General features: G+C 66.3%; 19 protein-coding genes. 7 read left to right on the top strand and 12 right to left on the bottom strand.

The window, feature by feature from the left end:
• Positions 1 to 5: 5 nt before the first annotated feature.
• The 5 genes from ABJO18_RS02690 to ABJO18_RS02670 all read right to left on the bottom strand — a co-directional run bounded on the left by ABJO18_RS02690 (position 6) and on the right by ABJO18_RS02670 (position 5,846).
• Positions 6 to 1,625 carry a HAMP domain-containing sensor histidine kinase gene (locus tag ABJO18_RS02690; protein ID WP_348515721.1) on the bottom strand — a complete coding sequence of 540 codons (1,620 nt, stop codon included), beginning with the start codon at positions 1,623 to 1,625 and terminating at the stop codon, positions 6 to 8.
• 81 nt (positions 1,626 to 1,706) lie between these two features.
• Entirely contained in the window at positions 1,707 to 2,978 is a 1,272-nt protein-coding gene (eno, locus tag ABJO18_RS02685) for a phosphopyruvate hydratase (protein ID WP_348508486.1), read from the bottom strand.
• Between the two features lie 125 nt (positions 2,979 to 3,103).
• Positions 3,104 to 4,774 carry a formate--tetrahydrofolate ligase gene (locus ABJO18_RS02680; protein WP_348508487.1) on the bottom strand — a complete coding sequence of 557 codons (1,671 nt, stop codon included), beginning with the start codon at positions 4,772 to 4,774 and terminating at the stop codon, positions 3,104 to 3,106.
• 112 nt (positions 4,775 to 4,886) lie between these two features.
• Entirely contained in the window at positions 4,887 to 5,069 is a 183-nt protein-coding gene (rpmF, locus tag ABJO18_RS02675) for a 50S ribosomal protein L32 (protein WP_271186700.1), read from the bottom strand.
• A 141-nt stretch (positions 5,070 to 5,210) separates the two neighbouring features.
• A complete protein-coding gene (locus tag ABJO18_RS02670) occupies positions 5,211 to 5,846 on the bottom strand; it encodes a head GIN domain-containing protein (RefSeq protein ID WP_348509132.1) in 636 nt (211 codons plus the stop codon).
• A gap of 142 nt (positions 5,847 to 5,988) precedes the next feature.
• On the opposite strand from ABJO18_RS02670, the gene ABJO18_RS02665 reads away from it, so the two are divergent.
• On the top strand, positions 5,989 to 7,392 hold the full coding sequence (locus ABJO18_RS02665; protein WP_348509133.1) for a pyridoxal-dependent decarboxylase: 1,404 nt from the start codon (positions 5,989 to 5,991) through the stop codon (positions 7,390 to 7,392).
• Between the two features lie 173 nt (positions 7,393 to 7,565).
• Here ABJO18_RS02665 and ABJO18_RS02660 read toward each other — a convergent pair whose 3' ends face one another.
• The 5 genes from ABJO18_RS02660 to tpiA form a co-directional block, all read right to left on the bottom strand.
• Positions 7,566 to 8,207 carry a glutathione S-transferase family protein gene (locus tag ABJO18_RS02660; RefSeq protein ID WP_348509131.1) on the bottom strand — a complete coding sequence of 214 codons (642 nt, stop codon included), beginning with the start codon at positions 8,205 to 8,207 and terminating at the stop codon, positions 7,566 to 7,568.
• A 73-nt stretch (positions 8,208 to 8,280) separates the two neighbouring features.
• Positions 8,281 to 9,909 carry a CTP synthase gene (locus ABJO18_RS02655; RefSeq protein WP_348509130.1) on the bottom strand — a complete coding sequence of 543 codons (1,629 nt, stop codon included), beginning with the start codon at positions 9,907 to 9,909 and terminating at the stop codon, positions 8,281 to 8,283.
• An 82-nt stretch (positions 9,910 to 9,991) separates the two neighbouring features.
• A complete protein-coding gene (gene secG, locus ABJO18_RS02650; RefSeq protein ID WP_348509129.1) occupies positions 9,992 to 10,318 on the bottom strand; it encodes a preprotein translocase subunit SecG in 327 nt (108 codons plus the stop codon).
• Positions 10,319 to 10,434: 116 nt separating this feature from the next.
• Complete coding sequence (locus ABJO18_RS02645) at positions 10,435 to 11,502, bottom strand: response regulator receiver protein (protein WP_348509128.1); 1,068 nt, start codon at positions 11,500 to 11,502, stop codon at positions 10,435 to 10,437.
• Between the two features lie 75 nt (positions 11,503 to 11,577).
• Positions 11,578 to 12,327 carry a triose-phosphate isomerase gene (gene tpiA / locus ABJO18_RS02640; protein WP_348509127.1) on the bottom strand — a complete coding sequence of 250 codons (750 nt, stop codon included), beginning with the start codon at positions 12,325 to 12,327 and terminating at the stop codon, positions 11,578 to 11,580.
• A 189-nt stretch (positions 12,328 to 12,516) separates the two neighbouring features.
• Between tpiA and ABJO18_RS02635 the strand changes: the two genes are divergently transcribed.
• On the top strand, positions 12,517 to 14,454 hold the full coding sequence (locus ABJO18_RS02635; RefSeq protein ID WP_348509126.1) for a peptidylprolyl isomerase: 1,938 nt from the start codon (positions 12,517 to 12,519) through the stop codon (positions 14,452 to 14,454).
• The gene (trpE, locus tag ABJO18_RS02630; protein WP_348509125.1) at positions 14,451 to 15,947 is read left to right on the top strand and encodes an anthranilate synthase component I; all 1,497 of its coding nucleotides are present in this window, start codon (positions 14,451 to 14,453) and stop codon (positions 15,945 to 15,947) included. Before ABJO18_RS02635 ends, trpE begins: the two co-directional genes overlap by 4 nt.
• Here trpE and ABJO18_RS02625 read toward each other — a convergent pair.
• A complete protein-coding gene (locus ABJO18_RS02625; protein WP_348515720.1) occupies positions 15,933 to 16,940 on the bottom strand; it encodes a divergent polysaccharide deacetylase family protein in 1,008 nt (335 codons plus the stop codon). The two genes, trpE and ABJO18_RS02625, sit on opposite strands and share 15 nt — an antisense overlap.
• Before the next feature lie 100 nt (positions 16,941 to 17,040).
• Between ABJO18_RS02625 and ABJO18_RS02620 the strand changes: the two genes are divergently transcribed.
• The 4 genes from ABJO18_RS02620 (at position 17,041) to lexA (ending at position 20,528) form a co-directional block, all read left to right on the top strand.
• Positions 17,041 to 17,631: an aminodeoxychorismate/anthranilate synthase component II gene (locus ABJO18_RS02620; RefSeq protein WP_348508549.1), complete on the top strand. Its 591-nt coding sequence runs from the start codon at positions 17,041 to 17,043 to the stop codon at positions 17,629 to 17,631.
• Positions 17,632 to 17,901: 270 nt separating this feature from the next.
• Entirely contained in the window at positions 17,902 to 18,921 is a 1,020-nt protein-coding gene (trpD, locus tag ABJO18_RS02615; RefSeq protein ID WP_348508548.1) for an anthranilate phosphoribosyltransferase, read from the top strand.
• Positions 18,922 to 18,923: 2 nt separating this feature from the next.
• The gene (gene trpC / locus ABJO18_RS02610) at positions 18,924 to 19,739 is read left to right on the top strand and encodes an indole-3-glycerol phosphate synthase TrpC (RefSeq protein WP_348515719.1); all 816 of its coding nucleotides are present in this window, start codon (positions 18,924 to 18,926) and stop codon (positions 19,737 to 19,739) included.
• A 93-nt stretch (positions 19,740 to 19,832) separates the two neighbouring features.
• Complete coding sequence (gene lexA / locus ABJO18_RS02605) at positions 19,833 to 20,528, top strand: transcriptional repressor LexA (protein ID WP_348508530.1); 696 nt, start codon at positions 19,833 to 19,835, stop codon at positions 20,526 to 20,528.
• 326 nt (positions 20,529 to 20,854) lie between these two features.
• Here lexA and ABJO18_RS02600 read toward each other — a convergent pair whose 3' ends face one another.
• Positions 20,855 to 22,906, bottom strand: coding sequence for a ComEC/Rec2 family competence protein (locus ABJO18_RS02600; RefSeq protein ID WP_348508529.1), 2,052 nt, complete (start codon positions 22,904 to 22,906; stop codon positions 20,855 to 20,857).
• Between the last annotated feature and the right edge of the window lie 38 nt (positions 22,907 to 22,944).

The raw sequence follows: 22,944 nt of genomic DNA, 5'->3' as shown, positions 1-22,944 counted from the left end.
CCATCCTAGCCCGGTGCCCGCAGGCAGGACATCATCGCCGAGCGCAGCTGCGCCGGCCGCCAGCCCTCGGCCAGATGCAGCGCCAGCCTGGAATCATCCGCCGTAACCGGTCCGCCCAGAACGATGCTGCGCCCGGCCCGCCCACCGGTCAGGGCCAGCGCCTGGGCGAGGTCGACATCGGGCGCGACGAGCGCGATGTCCGGTTCGGGCACCGACGACGCCTCAGCCGCGCTGTCGATCTCGACGACGCGATAGCCCCATTCGCCGGTCAGTCTTGCCGCGCGGCGCAGATCCGGACCGGGCTCGCCGCGATACACCAGGGCACAGGTCGCCGCCGGCCCGTTCGCCGGCAGGTCGGCGCCCTGCACGGGCCAGCCGTCAATCGAGAAGCGCGTTCCTGCCCCCAGACGGCTGTCGACCGAAACCTCCAGCCCCAGCTTGCCGGACAGTTCGCGCACGATGGCAAGGCCCAGTCCGAGACCCGGCGCCTCGCCGGTGCCGGGCTGCAGCTGGGTGAATTCCTCGAATATCTCGTCCTGGCGCTCGCACGGAATGCCCGGCCCGTCATCGAGGATCTCGATGGTGAACCGCCCCGCGCGGCGGCGCACGCCGATCACGACGCGGCTGGTGGCGAACTTCACGGCATTCGCCGCGATATTCTGCACGATGCGCTGGAGAAGCAGCGGATCGGTCTCGACCCGCGCCGTGCCGGGAATGACATGAAGGGCGATCTCGCGCTGGCGGGCCTCACCGGCCAGGGTCGATGTCGCCCGGCGCAACAGGCTGCCCAGGACGACCGGTTCGCAGCGCACCTCGATACGCTCGGACTGGATCTGGCTGATATCCTGGATCGACTGGAACAGCCCGCCCAGCACATCCAGCGAGCGCTGGCCGCGCGTGACGAGTTCACGGGTTTCGTCCGACAGGCGCTGGTCGCGCAGGAAGTGCAGCACGAATTTCACCGCATGCAACGCCTGGCGCATGTCGTGTCCGGTGTGACGCAGGAGGCGCTGCTTGACCGCCATGGCCCGGTCGCGTTCCTCGACCGCCCGGCCCAGCGCATTGACCTGTTCGGAGAGCTGCGCCGTCAGCCGCAGATTGGCGTTGAAGATCTCGCGCATATAACGCGCCAGCAGGGCCAGAAGCAGACCGTAGATCAGCACCATGGGCGCGATGGAGAGGCCCAGGGGCGTGGCCGGCAGGAGATGGGCGATTGTCAGGCCGCTGAGGGCCGGCGCCAGCGAGGTCGCCACCAGCCAGGGGCGCGGAAACTGGATCGCGATCGCCGCTGCGGCTGTACCGCCGATCACCAGGGTGACGAAGAGCGTCGCCTCGCCCAGCCCGGACGGCGCCACAGCAAGTGCAAGCGCGCCCCACATTATCCCGGCCAGCCCGGTCAGGACGAAATAGGCGCGCAGATTGAAACCACGGAACATGATCGCCGCGATGACGAGGCTGAGCGGGATGCCGGTCGCCGCCAGGCCGAGGGCAATCTGCGGCATGTCCAGCGCATTGAGGCCAAGCGCGGCGAGCCCGACCACGACGGCATGGACCAGCCAGCCGATACGGCCCGCACGCACCAGGATTTCATCGGGCGACAGCCCGTCAGACCATGTGTCCCGCATCGGCATAGACGCGTATCCCCCGCTTCCGCCGGAAGCTTAGCGGAGAAACAGCCGGCGCGGCACGCCTACAGATGTAGCAGGTCAGGCCAGGCCGCTGTCGCCGGCATAGATCGCGGTGTCGCCCAGCAGACTCTCGATGCGCAGCAGCTGGTTGTACTTGGCCGTGCGGTCGGAGCGGGCCAGCGAGCCGGTCTTGATCTGCCCGCAATTGGTGGCGACGGCCAGATCGGCGATCGTCGCATCCTCGGTCTCGCCGGAACGGTGCGACATCACCGCGCCATAGCCCGAGCGCAGGGCGATATCGACGGCGTCGAGCGTTTCCGACAGCGTGCCGATCTGGTTGACCTTCACCAGGATGGCGTTGGCAGCACCGGTCTCGATACCGTGCACCAGACGTTCCGGATTGGTGACGAAGAGATCGTCGCCGACCAGCTGGCAGCGCTCGCCGACGCGTTCGGTCAGCTGTTTCCAGCCGTCCCAGTCGTCCTCGGCCATGCCGTCCTCGATGGAGACGATCGGATACTTGCCGACCAGTTCTTCCAGATACTGGGCAAAGCCGGCAGAGTCGTGCGTGACGCCGGCACCGGCCATCACATACTTGCCGTCCTTGAAGAATTCTGTGGAGGCCACGTCGAGCGCCAGGGCGACGTCCTCGCCCGGCTTGTAGCCGGCCGCCTCGATGGCCGCCATGATCACGTCGAGCGCCTGTTCGGCGGAGTTGAGGTTGGGGGCAAAACCGCCCTCATCGCCAACATTGGTGTTCAGCCCGTCCGCCTTGAGGCGCGATTTGAGCGCATGAAACACCTCGGCGCCGCAGCGCAGGGCTTCGGAGAAGGTCGGCAGGCCGACCGGCATGATCATGAATTCCTGGAAGTCGATCGGATTGTCGGCGTGGGCGCCGCCATTGATGATATTCATCATCGGGGCCGGCAGGACGCGTGCATTCATGCCGCCGACATAGCGGAAGAGCGGCTGGCCCTGGACGTCGGCTGCGGCCTTGGCCACGGCGAGCGACACACCCAGCATGGCATTGGCGCCGAGGCGCGACTTGTTGGCGGTGCCGTCCAGCTCGATCATGGCTTCGTCGATGCGGCGCTGATCTTCGGCATCCATGCCGGCGATCGCCTCGAAGATCTCGCCCTCGACGGCTGCGCAGGCCTTGTAGACGCCCTTGCCGCCATAGCGTTCGTCGCCATCGCGCATCTCGACCGCCTCGTGAGCGCCGGTGGAGGCACCGGACGGCACGGCGGCACGGCCCAGCGAGCCGTCCTCCAGCAGCACATCGACCTCGACGGTCGGATTGCCGCGGCTGTCGAGGATTTCACGGGCGACAATGTCGATAATGGCGGTCATGGCGACTCTCTTCGGCAAAAAGCGTGTTGCGCGCTTCATAACCAAGGCGCGCGGCGACGCAAGCCTGCGGCTGCCGGGAAGCCCCGTGTTACCGCGAACAAGCGGTATGAAAGCGAAAATCCGGCCTAGAACAGGCCTTCGATCTCGCCATCCTCATTGAGCCGGATGTCCAGTGCAGCCGGATGACGGGGCAAGCCCGGCATCGTCATGATGCTGCCGCAGATCGCCACGACGAAGCCGGCCCCGGCCGAAAGGCGAACCTCGCGCACCTTGAGCACATGGCCCTCCGGTGCGCCCAGCTGCTCCGGATCCGAGGAGAAGGAATACTGCGTCTTGGCCATGCACACCGGCAGACGGCCATGGCCGGCCTCCTGCCAGCGTTCCAGCTGAACCCGCGCGGCCTTGTCGATATCGACCTCGCCGGCGCGGTAGATCTTGCGCGCCACGGTCTCGATCTTCTCCACCAGGGAAAGCTCATCGCCATAGAGCGGCGCAAAGTCGGCCTCATCGCTGTCAGCGAGCGCAGTAACGCTGCGCGCGAGCGCTTCCGTGCCGGCCCCGCCATCGGCCCAGTGCGTCGCCAGGACAGCCTCGACACCGCGTTGGGCGCAGAAGGCCTTCACCGCAGCCAGTTCGGCCTCGGTGTCGGCGGTGAAGTGATTGATCGCAACGACCAGCGGCACGCCGAACTGCTTCAGATTGTCGATATGCCGGCCAAGATTCGCGCAGCCGCGCTCGACGGCCCCGACATTCTCCGCGCCCAGATCGCCCTTCTGCACACCGCCATTCATCTTCAGCGCCCGCACGGTCGCGACCAGAACCGCCGCCGAGGGCGAGAGGCCGCCCTTGCGGCACTTGATGTCGAAGAACTTCTCGGCGCCCAGATCGGCACCGAACCCGGCTTCCGTCACCACGTAGTCGGCCAGCCGCAGGGCGGTATCGGTGGCGATTAGCGAGTTGCAGCCATGGGCGATATTGGCGAAGGGGCCGCCATGGATGAAGGCGGGCGTGTGTTCCAGCGTCTGCACGAAATTGGGCTGGAAGGCATCCTTCAGCAGCACGGTCATCGCGCCGTCGGCGCCCAGTTCGCGGGCGGTGACCAGGGAGCGGTCGACCCGCTCGCCAACCACGATATTGCCCAGGCGCCGCTGCAGGTCTTCCAGATCACTGGCCAGGCACAGGATGGCCATCACCTCGGAGGCGACCGTGATGTCGAACCCGGCCTCGCGCGGCGTGCCGTTGGCCGGACCGCCCAGCCCGGTCACCACCTCGCGCAGGGAGCGGTCATTGACGTCCAGCACCCGGCGCAGGGCGATGCGGCGCGTATCGATGCGCAGCTCATTGCCCCAGTGGATATGATTGTCCAGCATGGCTGCGAGCAGGTTGTGCGCGGCCGTGATGGCGTGGAAATCGCCGGTGAAGTGGAGATTGATATCATCCATCGGCACAGCCTGGGCGCGGCCGCCGCCAGCGGCGCCGCCCTTCATGCCGAAACAGGGCCCCAAGGAGGGCTCGCGCAGGCAGATCGCGACCTTGCGTCCGATCCGCGCCAGACCGTCGCCCAGCCCCACCGTGGTCGTGGTCTTGCCTTCGCCGGCCGGTGTCGGGCTGATCGCGGTAACCAGGATCAGCTTGCCGCGCGGACGGTCCTTCAGCGTGGCGATATAATCGCCGGACAGTTTCGCCTTGGTCTTGCCATAGGGTTCCAGCGCATCGGCCGGGATATCCAGCGCCGCGGCGATCTCCGGCATCGGCTTGAGCGTGGCGGCGCGGGCAATCTCGATATCACTGGCCATGGGCGGTCCCCTTTTCGCCGGACCTGCAGGCGCGCAGTACCGGCATCCCCAACGAAAACGCGCCCGGTTTTCACCAGGCGCGCTTTGGAAACGGCAATACCGTCAGGACGGATCAGTCGTCCTTCGGCTCCAGGATCTGGCGGCCGCGATACATGCCCGACTTCAGGTCGACATGGTGCGGACGGCGCAGTTCACCGCTGTCCTTGTCTTCGATGTAGACCGGGCTGGCCAGCTTGTCGTGGGCCCGGCGCATGCCGCGCTTGCTCGGCGTGGTTTTTCTCTTAGGGACGGCCATCGGGCTCTCCGCAATTCTTTGAATCATGCTCCGGACGGCCCACGCCATCCGTTCGAGCCGCGCCGTATACAGGTTCAATGCACATGGCGCAAGCGCGGGCTTCCGTTATCGGCAGCCCCGGTGGCCTGCCGAAGTGCCGGGTCAGTTCCGGAAGGAGATGTCACCGCCCATCGACACGTTGACATCGCGCTCGCCCGGCGAGCCGTAGACATCGATGTCCGCGCCCATGGAGGCCCGGGCCTCGATCCGCGATGTCGCATGGACACTGGCATCAGCGCCCGTGGACGCTTCCAGATCCACATCCTCGCACACCAGGTCCCGCGCATTCAGCGACACGCCGGTCGACAGGCCGATGACAAGCGTCTCGCACGTGCCGGACAGGCGCGCGGCGGCACCGGTATTGATATCGACATCGAGATGCCCGGCCTGGATATCCGTCACGCGGGCCGAAATGCCGCGGCTGAAATCCAGCGATTCGAAATCACTCATGGTGACGTGCACGACAACGTCGAGCTGGCGGTTGCGCATGAACCAGCCGGTATCCTGGCGGATCCGCAGCTCGTCGCCCTGCACCGCGACCTCGATATCGTCGAAATCGCTGCCATTGCCTTCCAGCCGGACGCCCGGATTGTCACCGCGCACGATCTCGATCCGCAGGCCGCCGCGGGCCTCGACCCGGTCGAACGCGCCCACCTCGATATCGCGGCTATCCTGTGCCCAGCCGGACCCGGCCAGCATCGCGGCGCCACCCAGGGCTGCCAGAATGTATTTCGTCATATCCCGTTACTCCCGTTTCGCCCCCCGGCGTCATGAAGCATCGACATGATACCGGGATGTGTACGAGATGCACGCGGGAAGGCTATTGGATGCGTCCCAGCTGCCTGAAATTGCCGGGCGGGACCGCATGGAGGGTGTCACAATGGATCTGGTGGAATTCACGGCCTGGTCGAAGCGCATCGCCGACTGGTCGGCCGATTATCTGCGCTCCTTGCGGGACCGGCCGGTCCGGCCGCGCACGGCGCCGGGCGATGTAATCGCCGCCCTGCCCGTCTCGCCCCCCGAGAGTGCCGAGCCGATGGCGCGCATCTTCGCCGATTTCGAACGCATCGTGCCGGACGCGATGACCCACTGGCAGCATCCGCGCTTCTTCGCCTATTTCCCGGCCAATGCCGCCCCCGCCTCGATGCTCGCCGAGCAGCTCGCCAACACGATGGCGGCACAATGCATGCTCTGGCAGACCTCGCCGGCTGCGACCGAGATGGAAACGCGCATGATCGACTGGATGCGCCAGGCCGTCGGCCTGCCTGAAGGCTGGCGCGGGGTGATCCAGGACAGCGCCTCCTCGGCCACGCTCTCGGCGATCATGACCATGCGCGAACGCGCGCTCGACTGGCGCGGCATCCGTTCGGGCCTGGCCGGTGAAGCCGCCCCGCGCATCTATGCCTCCGCGCAGACCCATTCCTCGGTCGACAAGGCCTGCTGGGTGGCCGGCATCGGGCAGGACAATCTGGTGAAAATCCCGACCCGGACGGATCACGGCATGGATCCGGACGCCCTGCGCACCGCCATCGCCGCCGACCGGGGCGCCGGACACCGGCCTGCAGGGATCGTGATCTGTGTTGGCGGCACCTCGATCGGCGCCTGCGACCCCGTGGCGGAAATCATGAGCGTGGCAGAAAAGGAGGGTTTATACACGCATATCGATGCAGCCTGGGCCGGTTCCGCCATGATTTGCAAAGAGTTAAGGGAAATCTGGACCGGCGCGGAGCAGGCCGACTCAATCGTCTTCAATCCACACAAATGGCTCGGCGCCCAGTTCGACTGTTCGATCCAGTTTCTGAAAAACCCGGCCGAACAGCTCAGATCCCTCACCCTGCGGCCTGATTATCTGGAGACGCCGGGCTTTGACGAGGTGGTGAATTACTCCGAATGGACCATTCCGCTGGGGCGGCGCTTCCGGGCGCTGAAGCTCTGGTTCCTGATCCGCGCCTACGGGCTGGACGGGCTGCGCCAGCGCATCCGCAATCACATCGCCTGGTCACGCGAGGCCGAGGCCGCCATCGCCGCCCTGCCAGGCTTCCGCATCGTCACGGAGGGCCGGTTCAGCCTGTTCACCTTCCGCTTCGAGCCAGCCGGCGAGGACGCAGACGCCGCCACGGCCGCGCTGCTGGAGCGCATCAATGCCGACGGCCGCACCTATCTCACCCAGACGCGGCATGAGGGCCAATACGTCATCCGCTTCCAGGTCGGACAGTTCAACTGTACGCGCGAGGATGTGATGACGGCGGTGGAGGTGATCGGGGAGCTGGCCGACGGAGTATGACGCCACTCCCTCGCTTTCTCGTCTCTCTCCTTGCCCCCGCGTGTTTCTTGTTTTCCCCGGCCTCGTGCCGGGGGCCCAGGAAAATCCGAAAATACGCTCTCATGGGCACACGAAAACCTAGATCTTCATGCCAGGTCCCGGCACAAGGCCGGGGAAAGCGGGTTTGGCGAGAATCAATCCGCCTTGGCGAAATGGGCCAGCTGGTCGGCATGGGCCTTGATGAAGGCCGGCCGGGCCGTCGCGCGGGCGATATAGGCCCGGCAGGCGGGGTGATCGGCCAGCGCGCCGAACCGGTCGACCAAGCGCAGCGCGTCGACCATCAGGATGTCGGCGACAGTGAAACGCCCTGCGGCCAGCCACTCCCGGCCTTTCAGAACGCGTTCGAGATTTTCCAGGCGTGACGCCACGAATGCATCCAGCGCCTGCCGGCCCGGCGTCTCTTCGGTATCGCCCATGAATTTGAATATCGACCAGGGCACGCTGGCCATCTCGATCGAGTTGAGCCCGGCGATCAGCCATTCGATCGTCTCGGTCCGCCCGTCCGGGTCCGCGGGCATCAGCGTTTCGCTGCGCTCGGCCAGATAGAGGAGAATGGCCCCACTTTCGAAAACCGGCGTGCCGCCATCGGTCAGCCAGGGCACCTGGCCGAAGGGCTGGTTGGCGTAGTGAGCATCGCTCCGGTCATGGAAGGGCGTGCTCTCGACCCGATAGGCCAGCCCCGCCTCTTCCAGCGCCCAGCGGATACGCAGGTCGCGCACATGACCGCGCGGCGTTTCCGGCACCCAGTCATAGGTCGTCAGGACGAGATCGGACATGGACATCTCCGCAGTTTTGCTGAGGAGACGTTGTGTCATCCTTCCCCCGGATGGGGAAGGATGAAGCGCGAACCTAAACCATCCGGCTCTGGTGCAGCGCTGCGGCGATGAAGCTGGCGAACAGCGGGTGCGGTTCGAAGGGGCGCGACTTCAGTTCCGGGTGAAATTGCACGCCGACGAACCAGGGATGGTCCTCGATCTCGACGATCTCGGGCAGGATGCCGTCCGGCGACAGGCCGGAGAAGGTCAGCCCGCAGGCTTCCAGCTTTTCCTTCCAGGCCACATTCACCTCATAGCGGTGACGGTGGCGTTCCTCGATATGGGCGGCGCCATAGATCTCGCGCACGCGGCTGCCCTCCTTGAGAACGGCCGGATAGGCGCCCAGACGCATCGTGCCGCCCAGATCGCCCGCGGCCGAGCGGGTCTCGACCTCATTGCCGCGCGTCCACTCGGTGAGAAGACCGACAACCGGTTCGCCTTCGCTGGAAAATTCCGAGGAAACCGCATCGGGCACGCCGGCCAGATTGCGCGCCGCTTCCAGCACCGCCATCTGCATGCCGTAGCAGATGCCGAAAAACGGTACCTTGCGCTCGCGGGCGAACTTCGCCGCCGCGATCTTGCCTTCCACGCCCCGCTCGCCGAACCCGCCCGGTACGAGCACACCGTGCACGTCTTCCAGCGGTTCGAACGGATCGTCCTTCTCGAACTGCTCCGAGTCGAGCCATTTCAGGCGGACCTTCACCCCATTGGCGATGCCGCCATGATTGAGGGCCTCGATCAGGGATTTATAGGCATCCAGCAGGCCGACATACTTGCCAACCACACCGATCGTGACTTCGCCGTCGGGATTGTGGATCGTGTCGGAGATTTGCTGCCAGCGCGACAGGTCGGGCTCCGGCGCGTCGTCGATGCCGAAGCAGTGGAGGATTTCCGTGTCCAGGCCCTGGCGGTGGTATTCCATCGGCACATCGTAGAGCGAGGCGGCATCGCGCCCCTCGATCACGGCGCTTTCGCGAACATTGCAGAACAGCGCGATCTTGCGCTTGTCGCCCGGCGGGATCGGGATCTCGCAGCGGCACAGAAGGATGTCCGGCTGGATACCGATCGAGCGCAGCTCCTTGACCGAGTGCTGGGTCGGCTTGGTCTTCATCTCGCCGGCCACCTTGATGAAAGGCAGCAGCGTGACGTGCAGGAAGACCGCATTGCCCTCGCCCAGCTCCTGGCCGAGCTGGCGGATCGCCTCGAAGAAGGGCAACCCCTCGATATCGCCGACCGTGCCGCCGATCTCGCACAGGACGAAATCCACGTCGCCCGCGTCGGAGAGGACGAATTGCTTGATCTGGTCGGTGACGTGCGGAATCACCTGCACCGTCGCGCCGAGATAATCGCCGCGGCGCTCTCGCTCGATGATGCGGGAATAGATCCGGCCCGTGGTGATATTGTCGGCCTGGCTCGCCGGAACGCCGGTGAAGCGCTCGTAATGACCCAGATCCAGATCGGTCTCTGCCCCGTCATCGGTGACGTAGCATTCGCCGTGCTGGTAGGGCGACATCGTGCCCGGATCGACATTCAGATAGGGATCGAGCTTGCGCAGGCGGACCTTGTATCCACGCGCTTGAAGCAAAGCTCCGATAGCGGCTGAAGCGAGGCCTTTTCCAAGAGAGGAGACCACGCCGCCGGTGATGAAAATATATCGCGGCATGGGCCGTCTGATTATCCGAGATTCGGACGCCCCGAAAGACGCGACTGCAAGATTTGATGTGAAAAGCGTGGAAGCCGGCGGTCTAGCCGTCGGTGGGAACGCCTGTGTTCGGCTCTTCCGTCTCGTCGAGAACACCGATCGCCGGGTTCTCCTCGACGGCGCGGTCGAACACGCTGCGGCCATCCGCATCGACGCTGGCAACGACGGCCAGCAGGATGGAATTGGCGATGAACACCGCACCAAGCAGCATCGTCGTGCGCGTCAGCACATTGGCGGCACCGCGGCTGGACATCATGCCACCGCCGCCGCCGCCGATCCCGAGGGCTCCGCCTTCGGAACGCTGCATCAGGATCACGCCGACAAGACCGGCCGCAACCAGGAGCTGGATGATCAGGAGGACTGTCGTCATGAATACCGCCGTCGTTTCGGAACCTGCCGGTCTGGCTCCACACACATGTGATCGACACACAAATGCATATCACCCGGAATGCATATGGGACCGCTCATCGGCGAACCCAAGCCCGGCTACATCGCGGCGCGTTTTATACCAGCGTTCTGGTCTTGGCCAGCATCGTCTGCGGTTGGGTCCTCACCCTCGCCGGATGTCGCCGCCTGCTCGGCGGCCAGCTCGGCCCGGCGCTGGGCCAGTTCGGCCTTCGCCTGCAGCCGTTTGCGCAGATTGGTGACGGTCCGGCCGATCTCGTCCTTGGAACGTTCCAGCGTCTCGCCATTGGCAAAGGCGGCATAGGCGCCCATCGACAATTCCTTGATCAGGCGCAGCGAACTCGCCGGCACACTGGAACCGTCGCCCATGGCGCGAATCTGGTCGATCAGCGCCTCGGCGACCTCGGCGGCCTCTCGGCGATTGGCCTTGATCAGCTGCGCTTTCAGCTCGCGGGCCGAGCGGCCGAGATCCGCCACATCCAGCCTGACCAGCGGGTTGTCACCGGCACCGGCCTTGGACAGCTGCAGCTCCACCGTGATCACGATCCGCATCGCCAGACGGCGCAGGCGCTCGGCCGTCACGGTCTCGCGCGCTTCGCGGATCCACTGATTGGCGTTGTTCAGCGCCTCGTAGTCATTCTCGACCGTTGCCTGCAGGAAGTTCGGCACTTTCAGCGGCGGCGCGTCCGACGAGCGCTCGCTGTCCTTGCGGCGGTCAGGGCCGATATAGTCGCTGGTGACGATGAATTCCTTGCGGTTCTTGATCAGCGTCTTGACCCGCTCTTCCGCAAACATGGTGGAGAACGGCCGTACGATCACGTCGTCGGCGCCGCACTCGATGGCCTTGCGGATATGCGAGGTGTCGCGACTCCAGGTCGTCAGCAGCATCACGGAGAACGGGTTATTGCCCAGATCGCCGCGGCGCACCGAGCGCACAAGATTGAAGATGTCCGTATCGGTCGCGCTGGTTTCGGCCACCACGAGCGCCGGCGCCGTTTCCGCCAGCGTCGACTTGAACTCCCGCAGCGAGGAGACGCACTCGATCTGCCGGAAGCCGATTTCGAACAGGGCATAGCGCGTCGTCCGCTGGTTCACGTGAACCGGGTCGAAAAGCAGGACGGACGCTCGGGCGTAGTCGGTTTCGGCCATGCGCTGAGAAGCTCCCGGTTCGGCGGACAGGTATCGTCGAACCGGAACACTGCGCAGAAAGAAGTTTCGATCCGCTTACCGGAATAGTTGTGATTCGCGACAGCCGGCCTGAATAATCGGTATAAAATCATCGGCTTTCAGGGACGCGCCGCCCACCAGCGCGCCATCGACATCCGGCAATTCGAGCAGCGTCGATGCATTGTCCGGCTTCACCGATCCACCGTACAAAATCCGTGTGTTGGCAGGGTCGGGCAGCCGGCTGCGGATGAAGGCATGCATGGCCTGGACATCCTCCGGCTCCGCCGTCAGCCCGGTGCCGATCGCCCAGACCGGCTCATAAGCTATGACCAATTCCCGCTGATCCGGGTTTTCCGGCAGGGATCCGGCGAGCTGCGCCGCGATCACGGCCTCTTCACGGCCGGCTTCACGCTCTTGTTGCGTTTCGCCGACGCAGATCACGGGCACCAACCCGGCCTCGAGCGCCGCAACGGCCTTGGCGCGCACGATACTGTCGCTCTCGCCGTGATCGCAACGGCGCTCCGAATGACCGACAATCACATGACTGGCGCCGGCATCGCGCAGCATCGGGGCGGAAACATCACCGGTATGGGCGCCCGACACGGCGGCATGGCAGTCCTGCCCGCCCACCTTGATCCCGTGAGCCCCTGCCCGGCGCGCGGCCTCTGCCAGCAGTGTCGCCGGCGGGCAGATCAGCACCTCGGCATCCGCTGCCGCTGCGGCCGGTCCGATTGCGTCGAGAAATTCCAGATCGGCCGCCAGACCGTTCATTTTCCAGTTGCCGGCGATCAGTTTCTGTCTCGGCATAACCCCTCCCATGCCTGTCTTCAGCTCCGCCCCGAGCCTGCCGAGGATTAGTCGGCTCCGGCGCCCGGGGCAATAACCGCGCCTGCGCCCGATGGCTGCGCTGCAAGCGCTGCAACCGCGACTGGCGCTTGCGACCCTGAATCCGCCCCGTTACCTTCCGCGCGACATTGATCTGAGGCCCTGCTGACCATGCTGACCCTATTCCGGTCCTTCGCCAAATCGCCGTTTGCCCTGGTGATCATCCTTCTCATCGTGCTCGCCTTTGCATTTACAGGCGTGGGCGGCATCTTCACCGGCAGCGGGACCGCGGTCGTGGTCGCCGGCAATCAGCAGGTTTCGGTGCGCGAGGTCGCGCAGGCCTTCGAACGCGAGCTGCAGCGCGTCCAGACGGAAAATCCCGACATCACGCGCGAACAGGCCCTGGAATTCGGTCTGGGTGAGCAGGTTCTGCAGCGCCTGACGACCTTCGCGGCGCTGGAAGCGAAAGCGAGCGAGCTGGGTCTCGCCATCTCACCGGACGCGCTAGTCGAAGAAGCGGCGCGCCAGACGGCCTTCCGCAACCCGGTCACCGACCGGTTCGACTACAACACCATGATCAGCGTGCTGCAGAATAACGGCATGACCGAAGCGCAATTCCGCTCCGAGCTGGAAGGCGATCTTCTGCGTCAGCAGCTGATCTTTGCCCTCGCCGGCTCTGTTCCGGCGCCGGAGTTCCTCGCCGAGACCCGCTATGAAGTGCGCCGCGAGCGCCGCCGGATCACGGCACTGCTGCTGGACGCCTCGACGGCCGACGAGATCGAGGACCCCACCGAGGAACAGCTGGAAAGCTTCATCGCCAGCAACCAGGACATGACCGACCGCAACGGCCTGCCGGTCTTCACGGCACCGGAATTCCGCGCCGTCACCCTGGTCCGCTTCCGCCTCGCCGACTTCCTGCGCGATATCGAGATCGACGAGACGATGCTGCGCGAGACCTATGGTTATCAGGTCGAGACCGGCCAGCTGGGCACGCCGGCCCGCCGCTCCTTCGTGCAGCTGACCGCTGCCGACGAAGCCACCGCCCAGACCGTCGCCTCCCGCCTGGAAGCGGGCGAGAGCGCCGCAACGATCGCAGCCGATATGGGCCTGGGTGAACCGGTCGAGCTGGAAGACGTGGAAGCCTATGAGGTTCCCGACAGCCAGGTCGCCGAGGCTGTGTTCGGCATGAGCGAAGGCGCGACCGCCGCCGTCGAGGGCCGGTTCGGCTGGAATGCTGTCCTCGTGACCATGTCGGAAGACGAACAGCTGCCGACTTTCGAGGAGCAGCTGCCGCAGCTGCGCGAGGAGGCCGCCCGCGCCGACGCGCTGGACGCGCTTTATGACCAGATCGCCGCTTTCGAGGAAGCCCGCGCCAGCGGTTCGACGCTGGAACAGGCCGCCGCCCAGTCGGGCACCCCGATCGAGGTCTATGTCCCGCTCGACCAGTATGGCCGCGATGAGAGCCTGGAAATCGACATGCAGCGCTATACCGAGCTGGGCCCCGACATCCTGGCCACAGCGTTCCAGCAGTCCCAGGGCTTTGCCATCGATCTCGAGCAGTACAACGAGACCGATTATTTCACCGTCCGCGTCGACGAGATCATCCCGTCGGCTCCGCGTGCGCTTGACGATGTCCGCGATGTCGCCGAGGCCCGCTGGCGCGAGATCCAGGTCGACACGCAACTCTCCGCCCGCGCCGACGAGGCGCTGGAACAGCTGCAGGCCGGCGAACCGCTCGACGTGGTCGCCCTGACAACCGGCGGCCGCACCGAGAGCACCACGACGACGCGCAGCGCCACGGCCCCGAATTTCGGCCGCAATGTCGTCAGCCGTGCCTTCGGTCTCGATCCGGGCGTCTGGGACAGTGTCCAGACCGGCACCGGCAGCTATGCACTGGTCCGCGTGGACGAGATCATTCCGGCCGATACCAGCGCGATCTCCGAGAGCGAGATGGCGACGATGCAGGAAGAACTCGCCAACGAGATGGGCGAAGACGTGCTGATCGCCCTGCAACAGGCCCTGCAGCAGGAATACGGGCTGAATGACGGCGCCGTCGATCGCCAGCTCTTTGCCCGCGCCCTCGGGCAAGACCAGACGACCCAGCCATGACCGTACGCGCGACGGTCTCGCCGGACTTCGAAACCGTCGCCGCCGCGTTCGAACGCGGCGAAACCGCGGTACTCCAGGCCCGGCGTGTGGACGATCTGCTGACGCCGGTCGCCGCCTATCTCAAGCTCGCCCGCAACCGGGCCGACACCTTCCTGCTGGAATCGGTGGAAGGCGGCGCCTGGCGCGGCCGCTATTCGGCGATCGGCCTCGATCCCGACCTGATCTGGCAATGCCGTAACGGCCAGGTGTCCGAAGCGCGCGGGCTCGCCGTGGCCCGCCGCGAATTCACGCCCGTCGACGAACCGCCCATGCAGGCGCTGCGCCGCGTGATCGAGGATGCGCGCTGCCCCCTGCCCGACGGCGCACCACCGCTGGCTTCCGGCCTGTTCGGCTATGTCGGCTATGACATGGTGCGCTATCTGGAACGCCTGCCGGAAAACGCTACGCCGGACCCGCTGGACGTGCCTGAAAGCTGCCTGCTGCGGCCGCGTGTCATGGTCGTGTTTGATGCGCTGAAGCAGGAAATCCAGGTCTACAGCCCGGTGCGTCCCGGCGAGTATTCCGCCCGCGAAGTCTATGATGCTGCGGTCGAGCGCATGCAGATGGCGCTGGATGCGCTGGCCGGCGCAACGCCGGAAATGGCGGCCCCGGACGGTGTGCTCGGTGAGCGCACCTCGAACCAGGACGATGCGACCTATCGGGAGGCCGTAGACCGCGCGCGTGGTTATATCCGTGCCGGCGACGCCTTCCAGGTCGTGCCCAGCCAGCGTTTCTCCGCCGATTACCCCGCGGACCCGTTCTGGCTCTACCGCTCGCTGCGGCGCCTGAACCCCTCGCCTTTCCTGTTCTTCTTCCGCTTTGACGGTTTCGAGATTGTCGGCTCCAGCCCGGAAATCCTGGTCCGGCTGCGCGACGGCACGGTGACCGTCCGCCCGATCGCGGGCACGCGGCCGCGCGGCAAGGCCCCGGCCGAGGATGACGCCTTTGAAGCCGATTTGCTGGCCGATCCGAAGGAACGCGCCGAACACCTCATGCTGCTCGATCTGGGCCGCAATGATGTCGGCCGTGTCGCCAGGCCCGGCTCGGTGCGCATAACCTCGCGCGAAATCGTCGAGCGCTACAGCCACGTCATGCACATCGTCTCGAATGTCGAAGGCGATCTGGCCGAGGGCGAGGACGCTGTCTCGGCCCTCTTCGCAGGCTTCCCCGCGGGGACCGTGTCCGGCGCGCCGAAGGTGCGGGCGATGGAGATCATCGACGAGCTGGAGCCGCATCGCCGCGGCATCTACTCCGGCGCGGTGGGCTATTTCTCGGCCGATGGCGGCATGGATACGTGTATCGCACTGCGCACGGCGGTGGTGAAGGACGGACGGATCCACGTCCAGGCCGGTGCCGGTGTCGTGCTCGACAGCGATCCGGAATCGGAACGGGTGGAAACCGTCAACAAGGCCGCCGCGCTGTTCCGCGCCGCGGAAGACTCACTGCAGGGCTGAGGCGTCGGCCGTCGGTGTGACGGTGCGGGCAATCTGGTCGGACAGGGTCGTCACGGTGACGAACTCCACGCCGCGCTCCCGCGCATCCGCGATCCAGGCTTCCAGCACATCCAGCGTGGTCTCGTGCGGATGGCCGATGGCAATCGCCCAGCCGCGCGAACGGGCCAACGCCTCGGCTTCGTCGAGCCTTGCGGTGACCTCAGCCGGCGTCTGGACGTGATCGAGGAAGATATCGCGCTGCAGCGCGTTCAGTCCCAGCCCCGCTGCCACAGCCTGGCCGCGGCTCTCGCCCGTTGTCAGGGAATCGAGAAACAGCGGCTGGCGGTCGGCAACGGCCGACAGGGCCACACGCATCGCCCGCGGATCGGCGGTGAAGCGGCTGCCCATGTGATTGTTCAGACCCACGGCCTCGGGCACGCGGTTCATCGCCCAGCGGATCCGGGCCTCAAGATCGCTGTCGCTCATGCCCAGACGCAGGGCGTTCGGTCCCGGATCGGCCAGCCCCACCGGCTCCATCGGCATGTGCAGCAGGACATCATGACCTCCAGCGGAGGCCTCCGAGGACACGGTCGCGGCCGCTTCTGCATAGGGCAGAACGGCGATGCTGATCCCGGCATCGAGCGCAATGACGCGGCGCGCGGCCGCCAGATCCAGCCCGACATCGTCGATCACGATGGCCAGACGCGGTCCGGTGGGCAAGAAAGCGTCGATGGCGTCGACATTGCCGGTCGCCGGGGCGATGCGGGTGCGCGCGGTTTCAGACGTGCGAACCGACTTCGCACCGCCCTGCGCATGGGCAGGTTCGCGAATCGCGACCGTCGTGCCTGCAACGGCAATGACCGGCTCCACGACGCCCGCATCCGTTTCGCCGGACTGGCTGGCGAGAGAAAACACCACAGCGCCAACGAGATAGGCAGACGCCACCAGCGCGCCGGCAAAGGCCGGCACGGCAGAGCTCGCGCTGCGAATCAGGGGGCGCTGATCGGGTTTCATGCGTTAACCACGCTCCAAAGGGCTTAAACCGGCGTTAAACAGCCCGCGGGATTGGCGCGACGGGCCGGACCGCCTAGATTTCCGCCAACCGGAGAGAGCCATGCTTCTGATCGTCGACAATTATGACAGCTTCACCTTCAACCTGGTGCACTACTTCCAGGAACTGGGTGCCACGACTCGCGTCATTCGCAATGACGCAATATCGGTCGAGGAAGCCCTGGCGCTCGCCCCGGACGGGATCGTGCTCTCGCCCGGACCCTGCGATCCAGATCGCGCGGGCATCTGTCTGGGACTGATCGAGAAAGCGCCGGCCAACCTGCCGATCCTGGGCGTCTGCCTGGGCCATCAATCCATCGGCCAGGTCTTCGGCGGCAAGGTCGTCTCGGCGATGGAAATCATGCATGGCAAGACCAGCCCGATCGAGCATGACGGAACCGGCGTGTTTGCCGGCCTCGCCAATCCCTTCACGGCGACACGCTATCATTCCCTCGCCGTGAAGCCCGACAGCGTGCCGGATGTGCTGCGCGTCACGGCGCGCACAAGCGATGGCGAGATCATGGGGCTGGCCCACCGCGAACGGCCCGTGCATGGCGTGCAGTTCCATCCGGAATCCATCGCCTCGGAATACGGTCATGACCTCCTGGCCAACTTCCTGGCGATGACCCGCAAGCCGCACGCGGCTGCGGCCTAGGTGCGCTCCGGCGCGGCTGGCGATTGCCTCGCCCGCCTGTGCACGCTATTCGCAACGGGTTCGCGAAGTTCATCACCGGTCTTCAAACACGTATGCCGATCTGTTCCACATCCTCCGCTTCTGTCCACACCGCCGCCCGCGCGGTGAACGGCGCGTGGATGTGCGGAGCGCGCGTTCGATACGTGGCGGCCGCAACGGGATGCTGGCGCACATCGGCCTGACCGACTGCCCGCCCTGCCCCGAGACCTTCCGAACCGGATCCTGTTCACCATGCGTTTTCTGTCGACCTGCCTCCAGGCTTTCAGCCGGGCCGAACGCCCGTCCCGTGACGCGATCGCCGGCGCCTTTGCCGAACTGATGGATGGCGAAGCCTCCGATCCGGCCATTGCCGGCTTCCTGATGGGGCTGGCTGCCCAGGGCGAGAGCCCCGCCGATATCGCAGCCGGGGCCCGCGTCATGCGCGCCCGCATGACCCGTATCACCGCACCGGAGGGCGCCATCGATACCTGCGGTACGGGCGGCGATGGCAAGGGCGCCTACAATATCTCCACCGCCGCCGCGATCGTGGCCGCCGGTGCCGGCGCCATTGTCGCAAAGCATGGCAATCGCGCCGCCTCCTCCAAATCCGGCTCGTCCGACGTGCTGGCGGCCCTCGGGATCGATCTGGATTGCGGGACGGAACGGATCGAGCGCTCGCTGAACGAGGCCGGCGCCGGCTTCCTCTTCGCTCCGTCGCACCATTCCGCCGTCCGCCATGTCGGCCCGGCCCGGCAGGCCCTGGGCGTGCGCACGGTGTTCAACCTGCTCGGACCGCTCTCCAACCCGGCCGGTGTGAAGCGGCAATTGCTGGGCGTCTATCACCGCCGCTGGCTGGTCCCCATGGCCGAGGCGCTGCGCGATCTGGGCTGTGAACACGCGCTGGTGATTTGCGGTGCCGACGGGATGGACGAGATTACCACGACTGCATCGACCCATATCGCCGAATTGCGCCAGGGCCGGATCGACACGTTCGACTTCCATCCCGGCGAGGCCGGCATTGCGCTCGCGTCCGAAGAAGACCTGCGCGGCGGCGACCCGGCCTACAATGCTGCGGCGATCAACCGCCTGCTCGACGGCGAGACCGGGCCGTTCCGCGATATCGTCGTGCTCAATGCCGGTGCCGCCCTTCTGGTGGCGGGCAAGGCCGCGACCATTGCCGAGGGCGCCGGCCTGGCAGCCGCAGCCCTTGACGACGGGCGCGCCCGCACCACGCTCGACCGCATGATTGCCATTTCCCGGGGCGACGCCTGATCATGACCACCGACACACCCGACACCCTCGCCCGCATCGGCACTTACAAGCGCGCCCATATCGAGGCCTGCAAGGCCGAACGCCCGCTTGCCGAGATCGAGGCGAAAGCCCGTGACGCCGCGCCCGTGCGCGGTTTTCTCGACGCGCTGAAAACCTCTGCCCGCACGGACGGGCTGGGCCTCATCGCCGAGATCAAGAAGGCGAGCCCGTCCAAGGGGCTGATCCGCGCCGACTTCGATCCGCCCGCCCTCGCCCGCGCCTATGAGGCCGGCGGTGCGACCTGCCTGTCCGTCCTTACCGACGGTCCCAGCTTCCAGGGCGCCGATGCCTTTCTCGGCGCCGCCCGCGAAGCGGTCGCCCTGCCCGCCCTGCGCAAGGATTTCATGTATGACACCTACCAGGTCGCCGAAGCGCGCATGCTGGGCGCCGATGCGATTCTGGTGATTCTTGCCGCCGTCGACGATGACACGGCCCGGCGCCTCTCCGATGAGGCCGAGCGCTGGGGCATGGATGTCCTCGTCGAGGTCCATGACGATGCCGAGATGGAGCGCGCACTCGATCTCAACGCGCCGCTGGTTGGCATCAACAACCGCAATCTGCGCACATTCGAGACCTCGCTGGAAACCTTCGAACGCCTCGCCCCGCATGTCGGCTCCGGGCGTTTCCTGGTTGGCGAAAGCGGCATCTTCACGCCCGAGGACGCGCGCCGCCTGCAGCGGGCCGGCGCCCGGGCGCTCCTGGTCGGCGAGAGCCTGATGCGCCAGGAGGATGTTGCGGCCGCGACCCGTGCCCTCATGACCCCGCCCGGTGACGCTTGACGCGCATCGGGAACACTTATAGAACAAACGGCAGAATTCCTGATTTGTTCCCGGCGTGAATCGTGTCGGGATTCGTACAGACGAGGGCCTGCCGTGCTGACCCGGAAACAGAACGAACTCCTGCTCTTCATCCACAAGCGGATCAAGGAAACGGGCGTGTCGCCCTCCTTCGACGAGATGAAAGCGGCGCTGCAGCTGGCCTCGAAATCCGGCGTGCACCGGCTGATCACGGCGCTGGAAGAGCGCGGTTTCATCCGGCGCCTGCCGCACCGGGCCCGCGCCCTGGAAGTGCTCAAACTCCCCGAATCCGCCGCCAGCGCCAAGGCGCCGGTACCGCCGGGCGATCTGGGCCCCAATGTCGTGCGCGCCAATTTCAACAAGCCGGAAGACAGCGAGCGCGAAACCACGGTGGATATCCCGGTTCTCGGACGCATCGCGGCGGGCGTACCGATCTCCGCGATCCAGCACGAGACCGACCGCCTGCCCATCCCGGCCGACATGATCCGCGGCGGCGAACATTTCGCGCTTGAGGTCAAGGGCGATTCCATGATCGAGGCCGGCATTCTCGATGGCGATACGGTGCTGATCCGTCGCTGTGAATCCGCCAATACCGGCGACATCGTCGTAGCGCTGGTCGATGACGAGGAAGCCACGCTGAAGCGCCTGCGCAAGAAGGGCGGCTCGATCGCCCTGGAAGCCGCCAATCCGGAATACGAAACCCGGATTTTCGGCCCTGACCGCGTCAAAGTGCAGGGCTTGCTGGTCGGCCTGATCCGCAAGTATCACTGACACCGGACGCCGATTCTGGCGCCTGTGCCGGGCGCTGACTGCCGGATGCGGTCGTATACGTGCTCTGGTCCGTCTGACGCGCTGATCTTCTGCGCCTGACGGCTTGTCAGGCTTTCGACCACAGTTGCGGTTGTTGGCTGCCAGTTGCGCTGCGAGGTCAGTCGATCCCGGACTTCAAAGGACGCCGTCGGGGCAAGCTGGTCGTCGGATGATCTCGGGTACTGGCCGGTCACTGTGTGCGGTAATCTCCGCCTGCCAGGATCGCGCGAGCTGAGGCGCCATTTGCCGGTCGGGCGCCCTTCATACTCTACCTGAATTGCCCCTATCTATCTTGAGCGATCCGGACGGGTCGTCCGGCGTGTATGCCAGGGCGAGCGGGGATCGCGCGGCAGGACATGGCGGATGACAAGTTCGCCGCTTGCCGCCTCCCGGATCAGTGCCCCGCCCTGCCTTGCCAGAACACCACCGTCGATCACACGGGCGGCGCAGCTGCGTATACGGTGTTCCGGTATGGTCAGCCGCGTCACGATCAGCCCCGCCAGCCGGCAGTCTTCTGCCAGGCTCTCCAGGCCCTCGAGCAGGGTGAACACGGTCCCTCCCGCTGTGCGTCCGGCACATCCTGTATCGTCGCAGGCCAGTGCCAACCGGTCCGGCCGTTCGTCTTCGCCCTCGGCCTCCAGGAAGACCCGCACCGGAAAGCGGCTGCGCCGGCGGTCGCTGACCGCCCAGCCCTCCGCGTCTTCATCCTGAGCCAGCACGACGCCGTCTCGCGTCACGAAGAGGTCCGGCCGCGGCCCGGCCGCCCAGATTGCCATGGCGACCAACATCACGCCGATCCCCGGCGCCCGCCAGAGCCCCCGCGCGGCACAGGCAATGGCAAATCCGCAGCCATAGAGCGCCAGCACCCATCCCGGCGCGGACGGTATCGCCCGTTCCGCACCCGGCCAGTCTGCCACCATGTGGGCCAGCGTCAGAACCAGGTCGAGCCCGAACCCCATGACGGTCAGCGGCACGCCGTCCAGGCCGAGCGGCATCAGGAAGAGCGCCAGCACACCGGCCGGCATCACCAGCAGGGTGAAGACCGGCATGACAATGAGATTGCCGACCAGCCCCCAGGCCGCGATCCGGTGAAAGTGAAAGGCGGCAAAGCCCGATGTCGCGACACCGGCGACCAGGCTGGTCATGCCCAGCCCGCCGAAAAATTGCCGCAGGCCCCGGCCAGGATCGAGCGGCGCGGGCGGCGGGCGTTTCGCCTGCCAGATCTGCGCTGCAGCGATCAGGGCTGCCACGGCGGCAAAGGACATCTGGAAACCCGGCGTGACGACGGCTTCCGGCGTCAGGAGGAGAACGGCCGTCATGGCGATGGCAAGCGTGTGGAAGGAGAGCACCCGGCGCCGGGCCAGGACCGCGCCCAGCGCCGAGACCGTCATGATGAAGGCGCGCTGGGTCGGGATGGCCCCGCCGGATACCGCCAGATACAGCGCCGCCGCGATCAGGGCCGCGAGGGCGGCCGGGATGGCGGGATCGTAGCGCCGTGACCAGCCGCCCAGCCCGGCCGCCATCATGCGCACCGCAAAGAACACACCACCGGCGAAGAGGCCCATATGCATGCCGGAAATCGCCAGCATATGCCCCAGCCCCGCATTGCGCAGGGCGTCGACATCGGCCGGGTCCAGCCGCGAACGGTCGCCCGTCAGCAGGGCCGCCGCGAGCGCGCCGGACCGGCCCGGAACCTGCCGCGCAATACGTTCGGCCATCCGCCAGCGCAGTTGCGCGATCCAGCGCTGTACGCCATCGGCCGCAAGATCCGGCCCCGGCTGCGCCGGTGCGACCGCGTATCCGGTTGCCGCGATACGGGCGAAGAAGGCGTGAAAGGCGAAATCATAGCCGCCGGGCATCGCAGCCGCACGTGGCGGCGACAGCACGGCCTCCACCGAAACCGGATCACCGGGCCGCAAATTCCCTGGATCGCCAAGCACCCGGACCGAATAGCCAGGCATCTCATCCCCGGCCGGAACCCGGATCACCAGCCTTTGCCGGCCACTGCCGCTGCGCTCGATCGCACCCAGCCAGCCGGTGAGCGGCACGACATCGTCGCGTGTATCGATCGCTGGAATGGCCGCCGCGCCGGCGATCCGCGCCTCGGTCCGCATCTGCCCCGCCAGAAGCCCCGCGGCGAGGACAGCGGTCAGCAGGGCGAAACGCCGGTACCGGTCCGGACCGCGCCATGTCGCAGCCATACCTGCGACCAGGACAGCACCGGCAATCGCCGGCACGCCGGCGGAAAGCGGGGTCACAAGCGCGAGAATTGCTCCCGCTGCCAGCCCGAGCGCGAAGAGGATCGCAGGACTGAAATAGTTTTCAGTCCCAGCGCTCAATACCGGTTTTTTAAAGCGGCCTGCCGCCGGTCGGGGCA

The organism is Maricaulis sp., from assembly GCF_039978735.1.
Classification (GTDB): domain Bacteria; phylum Pseudomonadota; class Alphaproteobacteria; order Caulobacterales; family Maricaulaceae; genus Maricaulis.
Note: the sequence above shows the minus strand (reverse complement) of the source record. Positions and strands in the feature narration are given on the sequence as shown.